Here is a 23,643-nt window from a genome sequence, read left to right on the forward strand (position 1 = left end):
GGACATCATGAGCACTGCCCTGAAGAACGTCATCGCCCAGACCGAACGAGTCATTCTCGGCAAGCCCCACCAGATCAGGCTTGCCCTCGCCTGCCTGCTGGCGCGCGGCCACCTGCTGATCGAGGACTTGCCCGGCGTCGGCAAGACCACGCTGGCGCATGCGCTGGCGCGGTCGCTCGGCCTGCAGTTCCAGCGTATCCAGTTCACCAGCGACATGCTGCCCGCCGATATCCTGGGCGTATCGGTGTATCACCGCGAGCACGAGAAATTCGAGTTCCACGCCGGCCCGATCTTCGCGCAGATGATCCTGGCGGACGAAGTGAACCGCGCCATGCCGAAGACGCAGAGCGCGCTGCTGGAAGCCATGGAAGAACAGCAGGTCACCACCGAGGGCAGTACCCGCCCGCTGCCGACGCCGTTCTTCGTCATCGCCACGCAGAATCCCACCTACCAGATCGGCACTTTCCCGCTGCCGGAATCGCAGCTCGACCGCTTCCTGATGCGCATCCAGCTGGGTTACCCGGACGCCCAGGCGGAGCGCGGCCTGCTCGCCGGGGTGGAACGGCGCGAGATCGTCTCCGGCCTCGCGCCGCAGATGAGCGCGGCGGAACTGCTCGCCTTGCAGCAACAGGTCAGGCAGGTGGTCGTTGCGCCCGCGCTGCTCGATTACGTGCAGGCCATCCTGCGCCACACGCGCGAGTCGGCGCGCTTCATACACGGGCTGTCGCCCCGCGCCGGGCTGGCGCTGCTCGCCGCCGCGCGCGCATGGTCCCTGATCGACGGCCGCAATGCCGTGATCCCGGAAGATGTGCAGGCCGTGCTGCCCGGCGTCGCCAGCCACCGCCTGCAAAGCGTGCAGGACATGCAGGTCTCCGACGGCGACAAACTGGCGCGCGAACTGATCGAAGCCGTCGCCATCCCGTAACCCGGCTCGACCGTGCTCGCCGCACTCCAACAACGTTTCGACACCTGGGCATTGCGCCGCCAGCGCTACGACAGCGGCACGGTCACGCTCAACCAGCGCAGCATCTACATCCTGCCGACCCGCCAGGGGTTCGCCTTCGGTTTCGTGCTGGTGCTGATGCTGCTGGGCGATATCAACTACAACCTGAGCCTGGGATATGTGCTCACCTTCCTGCTCGCCACCATGGGCGGCATGTCGATGCTGCACGCCTTCCGCAACATGGCACAGCTGCAGGTACGCGCCGGCCATGTCGAGCCGGTATTCGCGGGCGATTCTGCCCGCTTCGTCTTCCACGTCCACAACGCCAGCAAACTGCAGCGTCACTGCATCATCCTGCACGACGCGCACGGCCACAGCACGTCGTTCGGCGTGGCCGCCTTCGGTCACACCGAGGCGGAGCTGGGCATCCCCGCGCCGCAACGCGGCTGGCTCAACCCCGGGCGGCTGACGCTGTACACGCACTTCCCGCTCGGGCTGTTCCATGCATGGTCGTACCTGCACTTCGATGTGCGCGGCCTGGTCTATCCGCGACCGGCCGCGCGGCTACCCCTGCCTGCCGCTTCGGCCGATGACGGCAGCGGCAAACAGGCCGTCGCCGGGGACGAGGATTTCGCCGGGCTGCGCGGCTATGTCGCCGGCGACGCCTTGCAGCGCATCGCCTGGAAGGCGCTGGCTCGCGAACAGGGTCTGCAGGTCAAGCAATTCAATGCTCAGCAGGGCCGCGAGCTGTGGCTGGACTGGTCGCAACTGCCCGCCATCGCGGATGAGCGCAAACTGGAATTGCTCACGCGCTGGGTGCTGGATGCCGAGGGGCAGGGATTGCGCTACGGCCTGAGCCTGCCCGGCATCGAATTGCCGCCGGGACACGGCCCCTCGCATCGTACCGAATGCCTGCGGGCACTCGCGCTGTTCGGCCTCGGCGAGGCAGCGGCATGAAACTCACCGCCCCGCTCGTCTACGGCCTGCTTGCCTGCATCCTGCTGGTGAGCGCACCGCATGCCGACCACTTGCCGCTGTGGGTGAGCGCGGTGTGCATGATGCTGCTCGCCTGGCGCGCCTATCTGACCTATTCCGGCAACCCGCTGCCTGCGCGCTGGCTGCTGCTCGCCGTCACCGTCGCATGCGTCGTCGGCATCGCCATCAACTTCCGCACGCTGTTCGGACGCGAGGTCGGCGTCACGCTGCTGATCCTGCTCGCCACGCTCAAGCTGCTGGAACTGCGCGCGGTGCGCGACGCCACGATACTGATCTACCTGTCCTGCTTCATCATCATCACCAATTTCTTCTATTCCCAGAGCATTCCCACCGCCCTGTTCATGCTGCTGTCGCTGCTGGCGATCGTCACGACCTGGCTGCACCTGCAGACCGGCACGCTGCACCTGCTGCCGCGCATGCGCATCGCCGGCATGCTGCTGCTGCAGGCCATCCCGCTGATGCTGTTGCTGTTCATCCTGTTCCCCCGCGTGCAAGGCCCGCTGTGGGGGATGCCGCAGGATGCGTATGCCAGCAGCGGCCTGACCGACAGGATGGCACCGGGCAGCATGAGCAAACTGTCAATGTCCGACGCGGTGGCATTCCGCGTCGCCTTCAACGGCAAAGCACCGCCGCGAGACCAGATGTACTGGCGCGGACCGGTACTGTGGGACTTCGACGGCACCACCTGGACGCGCGGTCGCAACGCAACCCTGCAGCGCCCGCAACTGGATGACGCGGCAACGCCCATCGACTACACAGTCACGCTGGAACCTCACAACAAGCCGTGGCTGTTCGCACTGGAGATGCCGACGCAGATCTCGATCCCGGCCGATCTCGCGCCGGACTTCCAGCTGCTCAACCGGACACCGGTAAACGCACGGCTGCGTTACAACGTACGCTCGCTGCTGAGCTACCGCGCCAATCGCGGCGAACCGCCGCAGCAGCTGCGGCGCGCACTGGCACTGCCACCGGGATACGATCCGCAGGCAATGCGCCTGGCTGCCGAATGGCGTGCCGCTGGCGGCGGCGACATGGCGGTGGTTCGCACCGCACTTGCCTATTTCAACCGCAACGGCTTCGAATACACGCTGGAACCGCCGCTGCTCGGCACCAATAGCATCGACGAATTCCTGTTCACCACCAGGAAAGGCTTCTGCGAACACTATGCCGGCAGTTTCGTGTTCCTGATGCGCGCGGCCGGCATCCCGGCGCGAGTGGTGACCGGCTATCAGGGCGGCGAATACAACGATCTCGGCGGCTACTACATCCTGCGCCAGTGGGATGCACACGCCTGGGCGGAGGTGTGGCTGCCGGACAGCGGCTGGGTGCGCATCGACCCGACCGCGGCCATCGCCCCGGCGCGGATACAGAACGGCCTGAGCGCCGCCCTGCCGGACAACGCCGCATTGCCGTTCCTTGCCCGCACGCAATCGCCCTTCCTGCTCAGGCTGCGCTTCAACCTCGATGCGCTCACCAACCAGTGGAACCAGTGGGTGCTGGGATACAACACGGAACGCCAGTTCGCCTTCCTGACCCGGCTGGGCATGGAAGACGTCACCTGGCAAAGGCTGGCGATGAACCTGCTGGCGGGAGTCGCGCTGATCGTCGGCGTGCTGGCACTGTTCATGCTGCGCCATCTCTACCAGCGCGACATCGACGCGGTGCAGCGCGTCTACCGGCGCTTCTGCACCAGGCTCGCCAAACGCGGCATGGTGCGCGCGGCGCACGAAGGGGCACAGGATTTCGCCGCACGGGCCAGCGCGCGATTCCCGCAGCAGGCCGGCGCCATCGCCGACATCACGGCGCGCTATCTTGCGCTGCGCTATGAGGGGCGCAACGACCCCGCCTCGCTGCAAGGCTTCAGGCATGCGGTCGCGGCATTCAAGCTATAATCGCGCCCGACCGTTTACTGAAACACCATCATGCAAATCACCCGCCGCCTGGAATTCGATGCCGGACACCGCATTCCCAACCACAACAGCCAGTGCAAGCACCTGCACGGACACCGCTATACCATCGAGATCACGCTGTCCGGCGATGTCATCACCACCGAAGGCGTATCGGAACAGGGCATGGTGATGGATTTTTCGGATGTGAAGCATATTGCCAAGGAACACGTGGTCGACGCATGGGACCATGCGTTCCTGGTGTATCGGGGCGACAAGGCTGTGCTGGATTTCCTGAATTCGCTGCCCGGCCACAAGACCGTGGTACTGGAAGTGATCCCGACCGCCGAGAACCTGGCCAGGGTCGCCTTCGACCTGCTGCGGGACGCCTACCACGACACCTACGGCAACCACCTGCGGCTCGAGCGCGTGCGCCTGTACGAAACGCCCAACAACTGGGCCGATCATTCGCGCTGATCCGGGGCCCGCGCCGCATTCCACGCTCCCGCACATGAGGTAACGCAGGGCATCACTTCCGCGCCGGGATCGGGGCTGCCCCGTCAGACTTTGCCGTATTCCCCCACCGCCACCGTGTCGCGACCGTTTTTCTTGGCCTGATACAGCGCGCGATCGGCCGAGCGCAGCAGGGTCTCGAACGAGTAGCCGCTTTGCGGCAGGACGGAAACGACGCCGCAGCTGATGGTGACGCGTCGCGCCGGCGTGACGTGCGAGATGCCGAGATCGGCCACATGCTGGCGCACGTTCTCCGCCACCCAGCGTGCGCCATCGGCGTCCGTTTCGCCCAGCACCAGCGCGAACTCCTCGCCGCCGTAGCGCGCCGCCAGGTCGGCCGCCCGCGGTGCGGCGCGCGCCACCTGGCCGGCCACGGCGCGCAGGCATTCATCTCCCATCTGGTGACCATAATGGTCGTTGAACAGCTTGAAGCTGTCGATATCCAGCATCACCAGCGCAATCGGCTTCTTCATGCGTTCGCAACGGCGCCACTCGCGGATCGACAGCTCGTCGAACATGCGGCGGTTGGCAATGCCGGTCAGTCCATCGGTGGTGGAAAGGCGCTGCAATTCCTTGTTGGCCGCATTCAGCTGGTGCGAAACGTCCACCAGCGAGCGCTGCATCTCGATCAGCCGGCGCATGGCGCGCACCTTGGCATGCAGCACCACCTCGCTGACCGGCTTCATCAGGTAATCATCGCCGCCGACTTCGATGCCCCGCGCCAGATCGGCATCCTTGCTCATGCTGGTCAGGAAGATGATTGCGGTCCAGTCGTCTTTCTGCTCCTGCGCGCGAATCTGCCTGGCGATCTCGAAACCGTCGATGTCGGGCAATTGCGCATCCAGCAGGATGATGTCGGGACGTTCCTTGCGATAGGTGTCGATGGCGCCGGCGCCGGTTTCCGCGGTCAGCGGCTTTATATCCATCCGTTCGAGAAAATTGCACAGCACCTTCAGGGTGACCTTGCTGTCTTCCACTACCAGCACTTTGAGTGCGTCTGTTCTTTTTTTCATATCCGGCCGCTCGAGATTTTGCCGCATTATAGAGCGGAACCGGCCTCCGGCAGGTATGCATGCCTGTCCACGTCAGCGCCCCTCGGGAAGTTTCCCCGGATGCTTCGCTGCCGCTTCCCAGCCCTGCTGCAGCACCGGGTCGTAGAAATGCAGGTTGTTGCGCCCCGCATCCTTGGCCTGGTACATCGCGGCATCCGCATATTTGAGCAAGGCATCCATCGACTCGTCGTTGCCGTGGTACAGGCTGATACCGATGCTGGGCGAACTGGAATACTCGTGCTGCTTGAGCCGGTAAGGATGTGACAACGCCTCGCGCATCTTCTCGGCCACCACGCCCGCCTTGAGCGAAGCCTCGTCGCGCTTGCTGCTGATGCTCTCCAGCAACACCACGAACTCGTCGCCGCCATAACGCGCCACGGTATCGACCTCGCGCACGCACAACCTGATGCGCGCCGCGACTTCGACCAGCAGCAGGTCGCCGCAATCGTGCCCGAACGTATCGTTCAATTGCTTGAAACGGTCCAGGTCGATGAACAGCAGCGCGCCGTAATCGCCATAGCGCGCCGAGGCTGCCAGCGCCGCGTGGAAACGATCCAGGAACAGGCGGCGGTTGGGCAACCGGGTCAGCGCATCGTAGAACGCCAGGCTGCGTATCTCCTCCTCGGCCCGCTTGCGCTCGGTAATGTCGCTGAAGATGGACACGTACTGGATCGTTTCGCCGCGTTCGTTCTTCACCGCAGTGAGGTTCATCCATTTCGGGAAGATCTCGCCATTCTTGCGCCGGTCCCAGATCTCGCCCGCCCAGGAGCCCGTCTCCAGGACCTGTTTCCACATGGCGGCATAGAAATCCTTGTCCTGCCGCCCCGAGCTCATGAGGCGGGGATTCTTGCCCATGACCTCTTCCGCCGTATATCCGGTGACCTCGGTGAACGCGCGGTTGACGCGGACGATGTTGGCCTGGGCATCGGTGATGAGGATGGCCTCGTGCGTCTCGAAGGTCGCCGCAGCGACACGCAATGCCTGTTCCGCCTGTTTGCGCAACGTGATGTTGTGGCAGAACACAAAGATTTTTTCCATTTCCTGCAGGAAGGTCGCCGACACCGCGATATCGACGATGCGCCCATCCTTGCAACGATGCCGGGTCTCGAAGCGGTCGTATCCGCGCACCATGAGGTTCTCGATATGCGCGCGGGTATCCGCTTCGCTCTCGTTCGCATCCAGCTGGCTGATATGCATGCCCACCAGTTCCTGCACCGTGTAGCCGGACATTTTCGCGTACGCCTCGTTGGCCTCCTCCAGGAAACCATGGGCATTGGCCAGCCAGAAGCCGTCCATGGCGGTATCGAGCACCAGCTTGTATCGCTGCAGCGCGGCTTCGGCCTTCTTGCGCTCGGTGATGTCGCGGCAGGAGGCGAACAGATAGGCCCTGTCGTCGATCAGCGCACCATTGGCGCAGATCTCGACATCGTGCAGCCTGCCGTCCTTGCCGCGGTGCACCGTCTCGAACATCACGCTCTTGCCGATGAACGACCTGATCCGGGCACGCAGTTCTTCCGCAGTGTACTGGTCGTTCCAGTCTGCCACATTGAGCCGCAAGACCTCCTCGCGCGTGTATCCCAGCATGTCGCAGAAGGCATCGTTCGCTTCGAGCACATTGCCGTCGATGTCCAAGACATGAAAGCCTTCCATCGAACTCAGCATCAGCGCCTGGTTGCGGCGCAGCAGTTCGTGCGTCAGGCGCACGCTTTCACGCTGTTCGCTGATATCCAGGCCGAGGCCGACCAGCACCGGCGCGCCTTCGTGCATGATCCGCCGTCCGGTGAAGTGGTAAGGCGTCCTGGTGCCGTCCCTGGACACCATCTCGGCCTCCACCGAGGCATCCCCCGTCTCGAACACCTGCCGGATCGCCCGTTCGATGCCGGCCTTGTCGTCTCCCTCAAAGAACTCCAGCGGATGACAGGTCGCCATTTCCGCCGCGCTGCGCTGCACAACCTGCTCCAGGTTGTGGTTCCACATGCGGAAGCGCCCTTCAGCATCGATCATGTAGAAGACTCCGGGCAGCGCCTCGATCATCGCCTTGCGGAACGCATTCTCCTTCTCGACCAGGTCGCTATCCGACAGCTTGTCCAGCATGACATTCAGCGCCTCGGCCAGCTCGCCGATCTCCCCCCCGCCCTTGCGCGGCAGGCGAACCTGCCGGTTGCCGGAGGATATCTCCCGGGCGGCGGCGATGATGCGCCTGAGCGGCGCAAAGGTACGGCGCAGGATCAGCATGAACACCCCGCTCACCAGCAGCATCAGCAGCAGCGTGTAACCGGCGTTCGGCATGGAGACGTCCTCGAACCCGCGAGCCGCCGCGCTTGCCGGAAGATGGCAGGCCAGCAACAGGAAACGCGAAGGGTCGCTGGCATCGAAGTACACCCGCTCGGCCGCCAGGTAGCCGCCCTTGCCATCGCCCACCACCAGGGGCGAAGCGCCGTCCTGCCTGGCTTGCGGGGCGAACATCGTCTTGAGCATCGGGAAATCGTCGGCAATATTCTCCTTGCCGTCCGGCCTGGAGGTAAAGGCCCGTCCCTCCTCCGGATGCAGCAGATAGCGCCCATATTGATCGGCGATATAACTGCGCATGTCGGCCGGCAACCCTTGCGATGCCGAAACCAGCAGAGAACGCGCATCCTTGCTCAGCACGACCATCCCGAATACCCGGCCGTTCGCATCGAACACGGTGGTGACGGCATGCAACGCGGGACGGGGAGCCTCTTCTGGCTTGCCATGCTCGCGATCGAGCACGAATTCGGAAAGATGGACGCGCCCGGCCGTCAGTGTCAGGCCTGCCTTGAAATAATCCTGGTCGCCTTTCGCCTGCAGGGCATCATGCGGCACCACCTCGACGCGGCCGTTGCGGCTGTCGACACGGACCAGTTCGCGGCCTTCGCCTGCCGCAGCGATATAGCTCGCCTGGTAATACTCCGGATGGGCGCGCAGAAAGGCGGCAAGGATGTCCTGCAGGCGCGTCTCCCATTCCGCATAGGTCGATTTGTCGCGCGGATCGATCCCGTCGTTCGCGCTGGCGCGCACGATCCCCGAAACCGAAGGCAAGGAGGCAAGGAACAACACATCCTGGCGCAGCGATTCGATAGCCTGGGTCAGCCGCACTTGCTCGAGATGCAGGTTCAACCCGAAGTCGGCGCTGCGCTGGTCGAGGTAGGATTCCTGCTCCCGCTCGCTGTCCTTGTCCATCCACAACAGTCCACCAGCCACCACGAAGAGCAATGCCCATAAAGTGATGCGCGTAGTCAGGCCGATGTCCCTGAGTTTCACGTCAGCATCCTCTGTCGGGCAAAACACAGATCCTGCCAGGCTTTGGCTTTCTCGGCCGGGCTGCGCAACAGGTAGGCAGGGTGATAGGTCACGATCAGCGGCGTGCCACGATAGTCGTGCAGCGTGCCGCGCAACGAGCCGAGTGTGGCATCTCGCCCCAGCAGCGACGTCGCCGCGGTCTTGCCCAGTGCCACGATGAGCCTGGGCTTGATCAGTTCGATCTGCCGTTGCAGATAAGGCAGACAGGCGGCGATCTCGTCCGCCTCCGGCGTGCGGTTGCCGGGTGGACGGCATTTGACGATATTGGCGATATACACGTTGCTGCCGCGTTTCAACTGGATCGCCGCCAGCATGTTGTCGAGCAGTTTGCCGGCCTGGCCCACGAAAGGTTCGCCCTGCGCATCCTCGTCCGCCCCGGGCCCTTCGCCGACGAACAGCCACTCGGCTTTTTCATCGCCCACGCCGAACACCGTCTGCGTGCAACCGCCACGCAGTTTGCAGGCAGCGCAGTCATGCACCTGGCGTTTGAGTTCGGGCCAGTCCAGCGCAGAAGGAGAAGCAACAGGCGCCTGCCGCACCGTAACCGGGCCCGGCGCAACAGCGACGGGTGTCGCTTCGACCACCGGAACAGGCGTTACGGGCGCGGCCTCGGTGGACGCAACAACAGTCCGCCGCACCCACAGCGGGTAAAGATTCAGCTCGCGCAGAACGGCTTCGTCTCGAATATTCACAGTTCCCGTCCCATCAGGATCGCGTCTTCGCGTCCATTCTCCGCCGGATAATAATCCCGGCGCAACCCGATATCGGCAAAGCCGGCCTTGCGGTACAGCGCGATCGCCGCCGCATTGGATGCGCGCACCTCCAGCACCATCCTGTGCTTGCCATGATGGCGCGCCAGCACCATCAGCTCATCCAGCAGTTTTCGCCCCCAGCCACGGCGTTGCTGCCCGGCATCGATCGCAATGTCGAGCAGTTCGGATTCGTCCACGGCCAGCATCAGTATGGCGTAACCGAGCATGAACCCGTCCGACTCGAATACTTTGCACTGGTATCTGCTGCGCAAGGCATCGCTGAAATTGCCCCGTGTCCAGGGGTGCGCATGCACCGCGCGCTCGATGCGCAGTACGGCATCCAGATCGGCCTCGGTCATGTCGCGCAATATCATTCAGCCGTCCGTACCCGCTACTGCAGCCCCGGCACGCGCTTCCTCGCGCTCGCTGGTCTTCAGCGCGACCTTGTCGCGCAGGTAGAGCGGCAACGCCAGCGCCGCATCCAGTCCCCTGCCCCGGGCAAATTCGACAGCGGCCAGCTGCGCGATGGCACCGGCCATCGGCACCGCCTGCGCATCCACTGCAGACAATTGCTTGCCGTAATGGAGCGGGAGCGCCGCCTCGTTCACCGCAAATCCGCTGCCCGCGCCAAACCAGCCCTCCCCGGCGATGTCCGGTGCCGTCCCTGCGTTGCACAGGCAAGGCGCAATCACCGTCGCCCATGCCCCGTCCCGCTGCTCGTATGCCGCAAGATACAGCTCGCCCATGCGGGCATCCAGCGCCGCGACAACCTTGCCATGGCCGCTCGCCTGCGCCAGCGCTTCCAGCGTATTCACGCCGACGACCTTGACATCGGCACCGAGCGCCAGACCTTGAGCCACGCCGCAGGCAATGCGCACGCCGGTGAAGGAGCCCGGCCCCTTGCCGAAGGCAATGCCGTCGACCTGCCTGATCCCGACGCCGGCGTCCTGCAACAACGCATCCAGCATTGCCATCAGGATTTCGGAGTGCTTCTGCCCGACCTGCTCGCAGCGCTCGCGCACCATCCCGTCCTGCCACAACGCGACCGAACAGTATTCGGTGGAGGTTTCAATCGCCAGGATGTTCATCTGCTCAACAGCAATGTCACCGCCTGTGCCGCGATGCCTTCGCCGCGGCCGGTGTAGCCGAGCTGCTCGGTGGTGGTCGCCTTCACGTTCACGGCGTTATGGGCGATCCCCAGGTCGGCGGCGATGTTGGTGACCATCAGCGGAATGTGCGGCGCCATCTTCGGCGCCTGCGCGACGATGGTGGCATCAACGTTGGCGATGCGATAGCCGAGCGCCTCGATCTTCTTCGCCACGTCGCGCAGCAGGATGCGGCTGTCGATATCTTTGTATTTTGCATCGGTGTCGGCGAAATGCTTGCCGATATCTCCCAGCGCCGCGGCGCCGAGCAGCGCGTCGCAGATCGCATGCAGCAGCACGTCGGCATCGGAATGGCCGAGCAGGCCCTTGCTGAAGGGGATATCCACCCCCCCGATGATCAGCTTGCGGCCTTGCACCAGCTGGTGGACGTCGAAACCTTGTCCGATACGCATATAACCTCTCAATCGATATCCATGATCAAGACGGGGATCACGGAGAGGTATGACCGGCTTTCTCCGCGCTCCCTGCCTCCCCGGCAGCTAGTTGTTTTCCTGCCTCAACAACAATTCCGCCAGCACGATGTCCTGCGGATAGGTCACCTTGAAATTGCTGGTATCGCTCGCCACCAGTTTCGGCTGCAGCCCCAGCGCCTCGATGGCCGATGCGTCGTCGGTGACGTTGTTGCTGCGGGCCAATGCCTGCGCCAGCAATCCGGCGCGGAACATCTGCGGGGTCTGCGCCTGCCACAGTCCTTCGCGCGGCTCGGTGTGGGCGATGCGCTGCTGCGCGTCGGCGCGCTTCAAAGTATCGGCTACCGGCACCGCAAGGATGCCGCCGACCGGATCGTCGCGCAGCTCGGCAATCATCCGGGCCAGCAGGTGTGCGCTCAGGCAGGGCCTTGCCGCGTCGTGCACCAGCACCCAGTCGTCCGCATCCAGCTCGGAAGCCAGCAGGCCGTTCTCCACGCTCTCGGCGCGCGTCTTGCCGCCGCAGTACAGCGGCGCCAGCTTGCCGGCACAATGCGACCAGTCATAGCGCGCAAAATATCCGTCGTCCGGCGCCAGCACCACGAACACGGTCCGGATATTGGGATTGGCGCACAAGGTGGAAAGCGCGTGCCAGATCATGGGCCGACCGGCCAGATCGAGATATTGCTTGGGCAACTCGTTACCCATGCGTGCGCCGAAGCCGGCGGCGGGAACTAAAGCATAGAATTCGGACATGGGCAGAGTTTACCAAACTCCCGCATTCCGAACGCGGATTGATCGATCAGGTGAACTTGAACCCGTTATCCAGCACCTGCCGGCAGGCGTCGACCACCTGCGCATCGTAGCTTACCCCGCGCTTGGCAACGATCTCCTCCACTGCAGCCGGTATGCCCAAAGCAGCGCGGTATGGCCGATGGGACGCCATCGACTCGACCACATCGGCGACCGCAACGATCCTTGCCTCCAGGCAAATCTCCTCGCCCTTGAGCCCCTGCGGGTAACCGGAACCATCCATGCGTTCATGATGCTGGTGAACGATATCGGTTACCGGCCACGGGAAATGGACGTCCTTGAGGATATCGAACCCCATCTCGGCGTGCCCTCGCACAAGCTGCAATTCGGTCGACATCAGCCGGCTCGGCTTGCTGAGTATTTCTGCCGGAACGGCGATCTTGCCGATATCGTGGATCGTCGCCCCCATGCGGATACCCTTGATACGCTCCTCATCCAGCCCCATCACCTGCGCAATGGCGACTGCCAGTTCAGCCACCCGCCGCTGGTGACCTGCCGTATATGGGTCGCGCAGTTCGACTGCCATCGAAACCGTGTGGATCGTGCCTTCCAGTGCCTGTTCCAGCAAATGGTGCTGTTCGCGCAAGGCGATCTCGGCGAACTTGGTCACAGTCACGTCCTGCACCGTTCCCAGTGAGCGCAGCGGCTTGCCCTCGTCATCGAAGCTCGATTCGCACTTTTCCAGCACATACTTGATACGACCGTCCTTCATCAGCAGCCGGTGCTCGATCTGATATGGAGAGCGGTTCTTCAGCGAGTCGGTATAGGCCCTGTTCACCGTATCTCGGTCATCCGGATGAATCGCTGCGAGGAATGCATCGTAAGTGGCGCCGAACTGCTTCGGGTCGATCTCGAAGATGCGATAGATCTCGTCCGACCATTTCAATGCGCTGGTTTTCTGGTCGAGCTGCCAATGCCCCAGATGGGCCATGCGCTGTGCTTCCGCCAGCCTGGCTTCGCTCTCGCGCAGATCATCTTGAGCATGCTTGTGCGCAGTGATGTCCACGGAAATGCCAAGCAGGTGAGTCGGCTCGCCTTTTTCGTCATACAGGCCGATCTTGAACGTATGCAGCCATTTCTCGCTGCCGTCGGCCGTCTTGATCGGTTCCTCCGGTATCTCCAGCAAGCGACGGCTTTCCAATACCGCAATATCTTTCTGGGCAAAGAAATCAGCCTGCTCTTCGGGGAAGAAATTGTGATCGTTCTTGCCCAACAGGTCGGCTCGGGAATATCCCAGCAATTCTTCACCGGCGCGGTTGAACAGCTCAAAACGCAGATCCCTGGCGCTCTTGAGGAAGATCATGGCCGGGATGTTCTCGACGATAGCCGCCAGCAAGGCCTGCGATTGCTTCAATTCATTCTTGACGCGCAATTGTTCGGTGATGTCGAGAAAGGTCACCACTGCGCCCTGCGCATGCCCCTCGACCATCACCGGATAGGACCAGTAGGCAGCCGGGAAGCGGCTGCCATCCTTGCGCCACAGGAACTCGTCTTCGACATAGAACGACCTTCCATCCCGGATGGACAAGAAAGTCGGGCACTCCGCATAAGGATAAAGGGAGCCATCCGGGCGGGTATGGTGTACCAGTGCATGCATATTCTTGCCCAGCAGTTCGGAAGCATCCGCGTAACCGAGAGCTTGCACACAGGCCGCGTTGGCAAAGGTACAGTTGCCATCAACATCCTGCCCGTATATGGAATGCGCGATGGAATTCGCCAGCAGGGTGACCTGCGCTTCGCTTTGCTCGACCTGCCGCATCGCTCGCCGCTGCTGTTTGCCGCGCAGGAACAAGCCAAACAGGCCCAGCCCCCAGATCAGGCCATGCCCGCCGATCAGCGCATTGCGTTCGTTTTGCTCGTCGCGCAGCTCTTCATCGACCGGTATCGAGATGCTCACCCCGCCGTGTATACCCCCCAGCTTGTCGCCATATTTGGCATGGCACTTCAGGCAATCCCGTTCCGTGACCATCGGCTTCATGAAGCGGTAATAAGTCTTGCCGTCCGCCATCAGTTCGACCGATGCCAGTTCCTTGCCGCCTTGGGCGAAGCTTTCCAGCGCCTGGCGCTCCCACGCATCCGCCGCATTGGCCGGATTGATCGGCCGCAGGCTGGCGATATGCCCGCGCAATTCGCTGCTGGCGGCCATGCCCTCATGCACCAGCCTTACGACATAAGAAGAATTCAGCAAAGTGAGATGCTTGCCGGACGGCGTGGTGATGTCTCGCTCCGGCACATGGCTCAGCCAGGGACTGGGGATGACATTACCCCCGACCGGAACGTACACCCCGCCGTTGTGTATGACCCAGTTGCGGTATTCCAGATCCATGGTATGGATGGCTTGTGCTTCGGCATGCAGCTCTGCTTCAATTCCACGATTCTGGAAATACAGTGTCCAGCCCAGCGAAACGAAGACGATCACGCTCCATACCGCCACAAGGAAATGGGTATTGCGGCGCAGTAAGACGTTCCTGAGTTGTTCGGCGTTTCGCATCGTTAGGTGGGCTGTTTGTCATCATCCCTGCCGGAGGATGATACACGCGTCCCGCCCATGACAAGCGCATCGTCGTCGCATCGCATCGCATCGCATTGTCGAGGGTATAATGCGCGCCTTTGTTTCAGGCCGTTCCCATGCTGTTCGACTCCACCCATTCCCGCCCGCGCTATTCGAACCTGCAAGGTTCGTCCGATGCCTTGGCTTTGGCGCAATACGCTGCGCAGCTGGCGCCGCCGGGCAAAACGCCGCTCGTCATCATCGCCGCCAACGCATTGGAAGCGCAGCGGCTGGTGGAAGAAATCCCGTTCTTCGGTCCCGGGCTGCGCGTGCATCTGCTGCCGGACTGGGAAACGCTGCCATACGACCACTTCTCGCCGCACCAGGATCTGGTCTCCGAACGGCTCGCCACATTGCACCATATCCGCAGCAATGCCAGCGATGTCGTCATCGTACCGATCACCACCGCGCTGTATCCGCTGCCGCCGGTCGAACACCTGGCCGCCTACACCTTCTTCCTCAAGCGCGGCGAGAAGCTGAACCTGGCGCAATTGCGCGAGCAGCTCACCTTCGCCGGCTACAACCACGTGCAGCAGGTGCTCACCCCCGGCGAGTACTGCGTGCGCGGCGGCATCATCGACCTGTTCGCCATGGGCAGCGTGCTGCCTTACCGCATCGACCTGTTCGGCGACGAGATCGAAACCATCGCCACCTTCGACGTCGACACCCAGCGCACCCTGTATCCGGTGCCGGAAATCCGCCTGCTGCCCGCGCGCGAATTCCCGATGGACGAAAAAGGCCAGGCCACCTTCCGCCAGAATTTCCGCGACCGTTTCGAGGGCGACCCGTCCAAGTCGCGCATCTACAAGGATGTCAGCAAGGGCATCGCCCCCGCGGGCATCGAATATTACCTGCCGCTGTTTTTCCACAAGACCGCCACGCTGTTCGATTACCTGCCGAAGAACGCCACGCTGTGCCTGCACCACGACGTGGACGAAGCCATCGCCACCTTCGGCAAGGATGCCGCCTCGCGCTACAACCTGCTGCGCGGCGATCCGCAGCGCCCGTTGCTGGAGACCAAGGAATTGTTCCTCGATGCGGAGCAGTTCTTCATCCGGGTGAAGGAGTTTGCACGGCTGGACATCGTCACCAATGAGGCTGGTGCGACACTGACAGCCTGCCCCACCGCCGCCATCCCCCCCATCGCCGTGGACCGCCGTGCCGAAGTCCCCACGCAGAAGTTCGAAGACTTCCTGCGCGGCTACCAAGGCCGCGTGCTGCTGCTCGCCGACAGCCTCGGCCGCCGCGAGATCATGTCCGGCTACCTGAGGGAATACGGCCTCATCCCGTCGGTGTGCGAGGACTACGCCTCGTTCCTCGCCGGACAGGACAAATTCATGCTCGGTGTCGGTCCGGTGCAATTCGGTTTCGCGCTGCCCGATGACAACATCGCCATCGTTACCGAAACCGAGCTGTATGCCGCGCAACCCAGAAATCGTGCCGCCCGCGCCACGAAGAAAAGCAACGTCGAGGGCATGCTGCGCGACCTGTCCGAGCTCAAACCGGGCGACCCGGTGGTGCACGAGCAGCACGGCATCGCGCGCTACCAGGGCCTGGTGAACCTCGACCTCGGCGAGGGCGAGAACGAATTCCTGCTGCTGGAATATGCCGGCGAGGACAAGCTGTATGTGCCGGTATCGCAGCTGCATGTGATCAGCCGCTACAGCGGGGGGGCGCCCGAGGCCGCACCGCTGCACAAGCTGGGCAGCGGTGCCTGGGACAAGGCCAAGCGCCGCGCCATGCAGCAGGTGCGCGACACTGCCGCCGAACTGCTGAACCTCTATGCCCAGCGTGCCACGCGCAAGGGCCACGCGTTCAAGTTCACCTATCACGACTACGAAGCGTTCGCCGCCGGCTTCGGCTTCGAGGAGACCGCCGACCAGGCTGCCGCCATCGAGGCGGTGCTGCTCGACCTGCAATCGGGCAAGCCGATGGACCGGCTGATCTGCGGCGATGTCGGTTTCGGCAAGACCGAGGTCGCGCTGCGTGCGGCCTTCGTCGCGGCCAGCGAAGGGAAACAGGTCGCCGTGCTGGTACCCACCACGCTGCTGGCCGAGCAGCATTTCCAGAATTTCTCCAACCGCTTCGCCGACTGGCCGATCAAGATCGCCGAACTGTCGCGCTTCCGCTCCAGCAAGGAAACGACGCAGGCCCTGCAAGGCCTGGCCGAAGGCAAGATCGACATCATCATCGGCACGCACAAGCTGATCCAGAAGGACGTGAAATTCCACAACCTCGGTCTGGTGATCCTCGACGAGGAGCATCGCTTCGGCGTGCAGCAGAAGGAACGCCTGAAGGCGCTGCGCGCCGAGGTGGACGTGCTGACGCTCACCGCCACGCCGATCCCGCGCACGCTGGCGATGTCGCTGGAAGGCCTGCGCGACTTCTCGGTGATCGCCACCGCGCCGCAACGCCGCCTGTCGATCAAGACCTTCGTCAGCAACTTCAGCCAGGGCGTGATCCGCGAAGCGGTGCTGCGCGAACTCAAGCGCGGCGGCCAGGTGTACTTCCTGCACAACGAAGTCGACACCATGCCCAACATGCTGGAGAAGCTGGAGACGCTGCTGCCGGAAGCACGCATCCGCATGGCGCACGGCCAGATGAACGAACGCGAACTGGAAGCGGTGATGCGCGACTTCCACCACCAGCGCTTCAACCTGCTGCTGTGCTCGACCATCATCGAGACCGGCATCGACGTGCCCACCGCCAACACCATCATCATGAACCGCGCCGACCGCTTCGGCCTGGCTCAATTGCACCAGCTGCGCGGACGCGTCGGCCGTTCGCACCATCAGGCTTATGCCTACCTGCTGGTAGACAGCATGGACGGCCTCACCGCACAGGCAAAAAAACGGCTGGAAGCGATCCAGGCGATGGAGCAGCTGGGCAGCGGTTTCTTCCTCGCCATGCACGACCTCGAGATCCGCGGCGCGGGCGAAGTGCTGGGCGAATCGCAAAGCGGCGAGATGCAGGAAATCGGTTTCAGTCTCTACAACGACATGCTCAACGCCGCGATCAAGTCGCTCAAGGCGGGTCACGAGCCGGACATGGCGCACCCGCTGGGCGTCACCACCGAGATCAACCTGCACACGCCGGCGCTGCTGCCGAACGACTACTGCGGCGACATCCACCAGCGCCTGGTCATCTACAAACGGCTGGCGAACTGCGACACCCAGCAAGACCTCGACGACATGCAGCAGGAACTCATCGACCGCTTCGGCCTGCTGCCCGCCCCCGCGCAGACCCTGCTCGACAGCCATCGCCTGCGCATCCTGGCGAAGCCGCTCGGCATCAGCAAGGTGGATGCCTCCTCCGAGGCCATCGTCATCCAGTTCGTGCCCAACCCGCCGATCGATCCGATGAAGATCATCACCATGATCCAGAGCAAGCGGCACATCAAGATGGCGGGACAGGACAAGCTGCGCATCGAGTTAAAATACGGCGACCTGCAGCAGCGGGTACTCGCCATCAGAAATTTTTTCAACGAATTGAAGTGAACGCATGAACCTCATCATCCAGGCAGTACACGACATCCCCGCCGCCCATCTCGACCGCCTTGCCAGCCTGTCGCAGGCTGTGCGCGCCGAGCAGATCTCGCCCCATGCCTATCGTTTGCGCGCCGCCAGGCCGCACGATGCCGTGGCAGGGTTCTGCCATGAGCATCAGCTCGATTTCGGCTATGTGGACGGCGAGCAGCAGCTTGCCCATTTCGGCCTGCTGGTGATGGACATGGATTCGACGCTGATCAGCATCGAGTGCATCGACGAAATCGCCGACATGCAGGGGCTGAAGCCGCAGGTGGCGGCCATCACCGAATCGGCGATGCGTGGCGAAATCGATTTCGCCGAGAGCCTGAAACGCCGCGTGGCGCTGCTGGAAGGATTGGACGAGCAGGCGCTGAACCGAGTGTACGACGAACGCCTGCAGTTGAATCCCGGTGCGGAGACGATGCTGGCAGCGCTGCAGAAGCACGGCATCAGGACGTTGCTGGTTTCCGGCGGCTTCACTTTCTTCACCGACCGCCTGAAGGCACGCCTCGGTCTCGATTTCGCACACGCCAACACGCTGGAGATCTTCGGCGGCAAGCTCACCGGCAAGGTGCTGGGCAAGATCCTCGATGCGCAGGGCAAAGCCGACTGGCTCAACCACACGCGCGAAGAGCTGGGACTGAAGCGCGAGCAGGTGATCGCGATGGGGGACGGCGCGAACGACCTGAAGATGATGGCGCAGGCCGGCGTCAGCATCGCCTACCACGCCAAGCCGGTGGTGCGGGAACAGGCCAGTTATGCCCTGAATTTCGTCGGGCTGGACGGCCTGGTGCAGTTGCTGGACAACTGACCGGTTTGCCCGGGGCGTCCCGCGGCATCATCACGGTATGCTACAGTGCAAGCGCTTTTCTAACGCATCTCGACAGAAAGGATAGCCATGCAAGATGTCATCCTGAGGCTGGTGGACGTACCCATCGCGCGCATGTTCGTGCTCGGGGGATTCATCTTCCTGATGGTCGCCGTGCTGGGCAGGATCGAGGGCAAGATCGAACCCGGCAATTTCGGCCGTATCGGCGCTGCCATCCTGGGTGGCGTGCTGATCGCCATCGGCATCGTCATGCAATCGAGCGAGACGCATGATGTGTATACCAGGGTGCCGCAAAATATGGTGGCCTCCCTGCCCCTGCAGAACGTTGCTGCCGTCGCCCCTGCCAGTACGCCCGCCAATGCGGAAACCGTCGCCATCAAGGTAGTCTCGGGCAGCTATGGCCGCAACTGCAATGTCAAACCGGGCAATGTCACCGCGCAAGTGGCCAAGGCATGCGACGGACGCGGCAGTTGCGACTTTGTCATCGATACGGCTGCGCTGGAAGATCCGGCACCGAATTGCAGCAAGGATTTCGCCGCCGAATGGAAATGCGGCAACGGCAATGCAGTGTATTCCGCCGCGCTGTCCAGCCTGGCCGGCAAGAACGACAAGTTGCGCCTGAGCTGTTCGAATTAGTCGCGGCGACCGCCAAACCGGGCCGCTTCTTCCATGCCGCAGCATGGCCGGACCAGATATCCAATATTTCGCTTGAAAATTAATTCCAACCCCCTACAATTAGTCAGAATTCAACGACTGACTACTAGATATAGTGGTTTTTGCTTATCTTGATGAAGTAGCCAGTACAATCAAGGGGGTAGCAAAATGTTCGATACCGAAAGTGTTTTGCCCGCAATGTCCGTCCGCAACGATTCCGAATCCGGCACCACCTCCAATACCCCTTCCGATCGACACCGAAAAACCCGCTCCAGGACTCAAGTACCCCAGGCCGGACCCGAAGGTGCACCAACCAGGAATCCGGCAGATGGATCTGCCAACAAAGGAACCATCGCAATGACGCAAGAGATCAGCACTGAAGTCCTGTTGGAAAAATACGCCGAGGCAGACGAGAAATCCGTACAGGACGTGCGTCGCCGGGTAGCCCGCGGACTGGCACAAGCCGAAAAGCCGGATCAGCGCGCCAAATGGGAACAAGCCTTCTTTGACGCACAGGAGAACGGCTTCGTACCGGCCGGCCGCATCAATTCCGCAGCCGGCCTGAAGATCCAGGCAACGCTGATCAACTGCTTCGTGCAGCCGGTGGGCGATGCCATCTCCGGCACCACCGACGGCAAGCCCGGCATCTACGATGCCCTGCAACAGGCCGCCGAAACGATGCGCCGCGGCGGTGGCGTCGGTTACGACTTCTCTTCCATCCGCCCGGAAGGCGCGCATGTGAAAGGCACCAACTCGCGCGCCAGCGGCCCCATCTCCTACATGCGCGTGTTCGACCGCTCCTGCGAGACGGTGGAGTCGGCCGGCGCGCGGCGCGGCGCACAGATGGGCGTGCTGCGCTGCGACCACCCGGACATCGAGAAATTCATCAGCGCCAAGGACCAGGGCGACCTGCGCAACTTCAACATCTCGGTCGGCGTGACCGACACGCTGATGCAGGCCGTGGAGAAAGACCAGGAGTTCGAGCTGGTGCACGCTGCCGAACCCTCTGCGGCACTCAAGGAAGCTGGCGCAACAAAGCGCGCGGACGGCAAATGGGTGTACCGCAAAGTGCGGGCCACCAACCTGTGGAAGCAGATCATCGCCAGCACCTACGACCACGCCGAACCCGGCGTGCTGTTCATCGACCTGATGAACCGCGACAATAACCTGTCGTATTGCGAACTGATCGAGGCGACCAATCCTTGCGCCGAGCAACCGCTGCCCCCCTACGGCTGCTGCTGCCTCGGCTCCATCGACCTGACGCGCATGGTGAAGAACCCGTTCTCGAAACACGCCAGTTTCGACCATGAGCCTTTCAGGCAACTGGTGCGCGTGGCAGTGCGCATGCTGGATAACGTGCTGGACGTGACCGCATGGCCGCTGCCGGAACAGCAACTGGAAGCGCAGAACAAGCGCCGCGTCGGCCTGGGCTTCACCGGGCTCGGCGATGCGCTGGTGATGCTGGGCCTGCGCTACGACACCGACGAGGCGCGCGCCTTCGCCGCCGACATCACGCGCGTCATGCGCGATGAGGCGTATCTCGCCTCGGTCGATCTGGCCGTCGAGCGCGGCAAGTTCCCGCTGCTGGATGCGGAAAAGTATCTCGCCGCACCGCGCTTCGCCTCGCGCCTGCCGGAGGAGATCAAGAGCAAGATCCGCAAGCACGGCATCCGCAACAGCCATCTGCTCTCCATCGCTCCCACCGGCACCATTTCGCTGGCCTTCGCCGACAACGCCTCCAACGGCATCGAACCGCCCTTTTCGTGGTTCTACACCCGCAAGAAGCGTATGCCCGACGGCAGCAACAAGGACTACCAGGTTGAAGACCATGCCTGGCGCTTATACAAACAGCAGGGCGGTGACGTAGACAAACTGCCGCCCCCCTTCGTCACGGCGCTGGAGATCTCTGCCATCGACCACATGAAGATGGTGGCCGCCGTCGCACCGTTCATCGACACCTCGATCAGCAAGACCGTCAACGTTCCCGCCGATTATCCGTACGAGGATTTCAAGGACCTTTATACCGAAGCCTGGAAGGCCGGCTTGAAAGGCCTGGCGACCTATCGCCCGAACAGCGTGCTGGGCTCGGTGCTGTCGGTCACACCTGAGAAGAAGGCAGAAGAACAACCGCAGGATTTCGTGTTCGACCAGGACCGCCGCATCGTGCTGGAAGCCACGCCCAATCCGGCGCTGGCCTCGTTGCGCTGGCCGGGCCGTCCCAAGCTCACCGCCGGCAGCGAGGGCTGGGTGTCGCAAGTGGTGAAGCATCCGCTCGGCAGCTTCGTGACATTCGTGTCGCACACCACCAACGGCCACAACCATCCGTTCGAGGTGTGGGTGAACGGCGCGGAGCAGCCGCGCGGACTCGGCGCGCTGGCGAAGTCGCTGTCGATGGATATGCGCACGCGCGACCCGGTGTGGGTGCGCATGAAGCTGGAGATGCTGATGAAGACCGCCGGCGACGATGCCTTCGACATGCCGATGCCGCCGGATGGCGAAGTGAAGCGCATGCCCAGCCTGGTTGCCGCCTTCGCCCATCTCCTGAAATACCGCATCGAACAGCTCGGCGCGCTGGAGGTGACCGAAGGCGTGACCACGCCGATGATGGATGCATTGTTCGCCAGGAAGGAACCGAAGACCGGCACCGACGGCACCATGAGCTGGACGGTGGACATCTCCAACGCCGGCACCGGCGACGACTTCGTGCTGGGACTGAAGGAACTGGTGCTGCCAGATGGCCAGCGCCGCCCCTACTCGATGTGGCTGTCCGGCGTGTATCCGCGCTCGCTCGACGGCTTGTGCAAGGTGCTCAGCCTGGACATGCGCGTGATCGATCCGGCCTGGATCGGCATGAAGCTGCGCAAGCTGCTGAACTTCGGCGAACCGCTGGGCGACTTCATGGCGCGCGTGCCGGGCGGCAACAAGATGGAAAGCTACCCGTCGACGGTCTCTTACGTCGCCAAACTCATCATCCACCGCTATGCCATGCTCGGCATCCTCGACGAACACGGCTACCCCGTGCAGCAAATGGGCGTGCTGGAAATACCGGAGGGACAGGTCAAGCCCACCTCGGCGCTCAAGCCCATCGTCGGCAAACAGTGCAAGGAATGCGGCAACGCCACGCTGATCAAGAAGGACGGCTGCGAGTTTTGTACGAGCTGCGGGGCGATCGGGGCGTGCGGCTAGAACTGAGAATCTTCACATAAGGCCGAAAATCGGAATTTCCCGATTAAGCGCTATTTCCTGAAAATTCTGCCAGGCCATATTCATCAAAACGTTCTGACCCAAGGGAGCTTTTTAGCTCCCTTTTATTTTTCCAGCAACAGTACCAATGTACTTGCCCGCTCATAACGGTCGCTCAGGAAAATGAATTTTTATTAATCATGCATTGCGATGGCAATGTTTATATTGCCCATCCGTATCGCAACATCCGGGTAAGTCGATTCTCTTTCTGACTGCGAGGTGCCAAATGAATAAATTGATATTGATGGGCGCGCTGGCGTTGGCGCTGTCTGGTTGCGGAGGCATGCCCATGGAAGGCGGGTACGCCAATTACCAATCCGCTTACCCCGGATTCGAGCCGGGCTTCGGCCCCATGGGTTTTCCGGGCATGGGGTTCGGCGGGATGGATGATGACGGCTTCGGCGGAATGGATGACGGCGGTTTTGGAGGTTTCGGCGACGGCGGCTTTGGCGGGATGGGAGATGACGATTGAATCGGGCAACGGTCTGCAGTATCGGTCCGGCGTATGGGCCGGCATTTTATAAATTCTGAAGGAGTGATTCATGAAGAGAATGCAACTTGTGACAATGCTGATGTCGTCTCTGTTTATGGCAAGCCTGACCACAACGGCATGTGCAGAGGAACCCGCGTCGAACACCGAATCCGGCTGCAAGGCACGCCAGCATGCCGACCCGGTTGCCAATTCGGAGAAGCATCTTGCCGCATTCAAGAAGGAACTGAAGATCACAAGCAACCAGGAACCGACCTGGGGCATTTATGTCGAGAAGACCAGAAGCAGCGTCAAGGACATCCGCGACCGGATGAACGAGGCAACGCATGAGCAGCCGCAGACCGCGCCTGAGCGTTTCGACCGCCATATCGAATTGATGAAGGAACGTCTGGCCAACTTCGAAAAGATGGATGAGGCGCTCAAGCAGCTTTACGCGGCGCTGACCCCGGAACAGAAAGCCATAGCCGACCGGCATTTCTCAAGACTGCGTCATTGAATCG

The 23,643-nt window shown here is 62.5% G+C and carries 18 protein-coding genes; 10 read left to right on the plus strand and 8 right to left on the minus strand.

Features of this window, described 5'->3' with window-relative positions:
- Positions 1-7 precede the first annotated feature (7 nt).
- Genes L6418_RS09650 through queD form a run of 4 tightly spaced genes read left to right on the plus strand, consistent with a single transcriptional unit; the run spans position 8 to position 4,302 of the window.
- Positions 8-925 carry a MoxR family ATPase gene (locus tag L6418_RS09650; protein ID WP_237246710.1) on the plus strand — a complete coding sequence of 306 codons (918 nt, stop codon included), beginning with the start codon at positions 8-10 and terminating at the stop codon, positions 923-925.
- Positions 926-937: 12 nt separating this feature from the next.
- Positions 938-1,900, plus strand: coding sequence for a DUF58 domain-containing protein (locus tag L6418_RS09655; protein ID WP_237246711.1), 963 nt, complete (start codon positions 938-940; stop codon positions 1,898-1,900).
- Complete coding sequence (locus L6418_RS09660; protein WP_237246712.1) at positions 1,897-3,831, plus strand: DUF3488 and transglutaminase-like domain-containing protein; 1,935 nt, start codon at positions 1,897-1,899, stop codon at positions 3,829-3,831. The genes L6418_RS09655 and L6418_RS09660 overlap by 4 nt, the downstream gene beginning before the upstream one ends.
- Before the next feature lie 30 nt (positions 3,832-3,861).
- Positions 3,862-4,302, plus strand: coding sequence for a 6-carboxytetrahydropterin synthase QueD (gene queD / locus L6418_RS09665; RefSeq protein ID WP_237246713.1), 441 nt, complete (start codon positions 3,862-3,864; stop codon positions 4,300-4,302).
- A gap of 83 nt (positions 4,303-4,385) precedes the next feature.
- Here queD and L6418_RS09670 read toward each other — a convergent pair whose 3' ends face one another.
- From L6418_RS09670 to L6418_RS09705, 8 genes are all read right to left on the minus strand, one after another.
- Entirely contained in the window at positions 4,386-5,351 is a 966-nt protein-coding gene (locus L6418_RS09670; protein WP_237246714.1) for a diguanylate cyclase, read from the minus strand.
- Positions 5,352-5,423: 72 nt separating this feature from the next.
- Positions 5,424-8,672, minus strand: coding sequence for a PAS domain S-box protein (locus tag L6418_RS09675; protein WP_237246715.1), 3,249 nt, complete (start codon positions 8,670-8,672; stop codon positions 5,424-5,426).
- Positions 8,669-9,403: a uracil-DNA glycosylase family protein gene (locus L6418_RS09680; protein WP_269807805.1), complete on the minus strand. Its 735-nt coding sequence runs from the start codon at positions 9,401-9,403 to the stop codon at positions 8,669-8,671. Before L6418_RS09680 ends, L6418_RS09675 begins: the two co-directional genes overlap by 4 nt.
- The gene (gene rimI / locus L6418_RS09685) at positions 9,400-9,837 is read right to left on the minus strand and encodes a ribosomal protein S18-alanine N-acetyltransferase (RefSeq protein ID WP_237246716.1); all 438 of its coding nucleotides are present in this window, start codon (positions 9,835-9,837) and stop codon (positions 9,400-9,402) included. Before rimI ends, L6418_RS09680 begins: the two co-directional genes overlap by 4 nt.
- Positions 9,838-10,551, minus strand: a complete 714-nt coding sequence (gene tsaB, locus L6418_RS09690) for a tRNA (adenosine(37)-N6)-threonylcarbamoyltransferase complex dimerization subunit type 1 TsaB (protein WP_237246717.1) — start codon at positions 10,549-10,551, stop codon at positions 9,838-9,840.
- On the minus strand, positions 10,548-11,021 hold the full coding sequence (gene ispF / locus L6418_RS09695) for a 2-C-methyl-D-erythritol 2,4-cyclodiphosphate synthase (RefSeq protein ID WP_237246718.1): 474 nt from the start codon (positions 11,019-11,021) through the stop codon (positions 10,548-10,550). Before ispF ends, tsaB begins: the two co-directional genes overlap by 4 nt.
- Before the next feature lie 87 nt (positions 11,022-11,108).
- Positions 11,109-11,792, minus strand: a complete 684-nt coding sequence (ispD, locus tag L6418_RS09700; RefSeq protein ID WP_237246719.1) for a 2-C-methyl-D-erythritol 4-phosphate cytidylyltransferase — start codon at positions 11,790-11,792, stop codon at positions 11,109-11,111.
- 46 nt (positions 11,793-11,838) lie between these two features.
- Positions 11,839-14,340 carry an HD domain-containing phosphohydrolase gene (locus tag L6418_RS09705; RefSeq protein WP_237246720.1) on the minus strand — a complete coding sequence of 834 codons (2,502 nt, stop codon included), beginning with the start codon at positions 14,338-14,340 and terminating at the stop codon, positions 11,839-11,841.
- 137 nt (positions 14,341-14,477) lie between these two features.
- Between L6418_RS09705 and mfd the strand changes: the two genes are divergently transcribed.
- The 6 genes from mfd (at position 14,478) to L6418_RS09735 (ending at position 23,639) form a co-directional block, all read left to right on the plus strand.
- Positions 14,478-17,897: a transcription-repair coupling factor gene (gene mfd / locus L6418_RS09710; protein ID WP_237246721.1), complete on the plus strand. Its 3,420-nt coding sequence runs from the start codon at positions 14,478-14,480 to the stop codon at positions 17,895-17,897.
- Between the two features lie 4 nt (positions 17,898-17,901).
- Complete coding sequence (serB, locus tag L6418_RS09715) at positions 17,902-18,738, plus strand: phosphoserine phosphatase SerB (RefSeq protein WP_237246722.1); 837 nt, start codon at positions 17,902-17,904, stop codon at positions 18,736-18,738.
- An 87-nt stretch (positions 18,739-18,825) separates the two neighbouring features.
- Positions 18,826-19,392, plus strand: a complete 567-nt coding sequence (locus L6418_RS09720) for a hypothetical protein (protein ID WP_237246723.1) — start codon at positions 18,826-18,828, stop codon at positions 19,390-19,392.
- Positions 19,393-19,767: 375 nt separating this feature from the next.
- On the plus strand, positions 19,768-22,596 hold the full coding sequence (locus L6418_RS09725) for an adenosylcobalamin-dependent ribonucleoside-diphosphate reductase (protein WP_237246724.1): 2,829 nt from the start codon (positions 19,768-19,770) through the stop codon (positions 22,594-22,596).
- A 283-nt stretch (positions 22,597-22,879) separates the two neighbouring features.
- Complete coding sequence (locus tag L6418_RS09730; RefSeq protein ID WP_237246725.1) at positions 22,880-23,125, plus strand: hypothetical protein; 246 nt, start codon at positions 22,880-22,882, stop codon at positions 23,123-23,125.
- Between the two features lie 100 nt (positions 23,126-23,225).
- Positions 23,226-23,639, plus strand: a complete 414-nt coding sequence (locus tag L6418_RS09735; protein ID WP_237246726.1) for a Spy/CpxP family protein refolding chaperone — start codon at positions 23,226-23,228, stop codon at positions 23,637-23,639.
- Positions 23,640-23,643: the final 4 nt, after the last annotated feature.

It is taken from the genome of Sideroxyarcus emersonii (assembly GCF_021654335.1).
GTDB lineage: Bacteria > Pseudomonadota > Gammaproteobacteria > Burkholderiales > Gallionellaceae > Sideroxyarcus > Sideroxyarcus emersonii.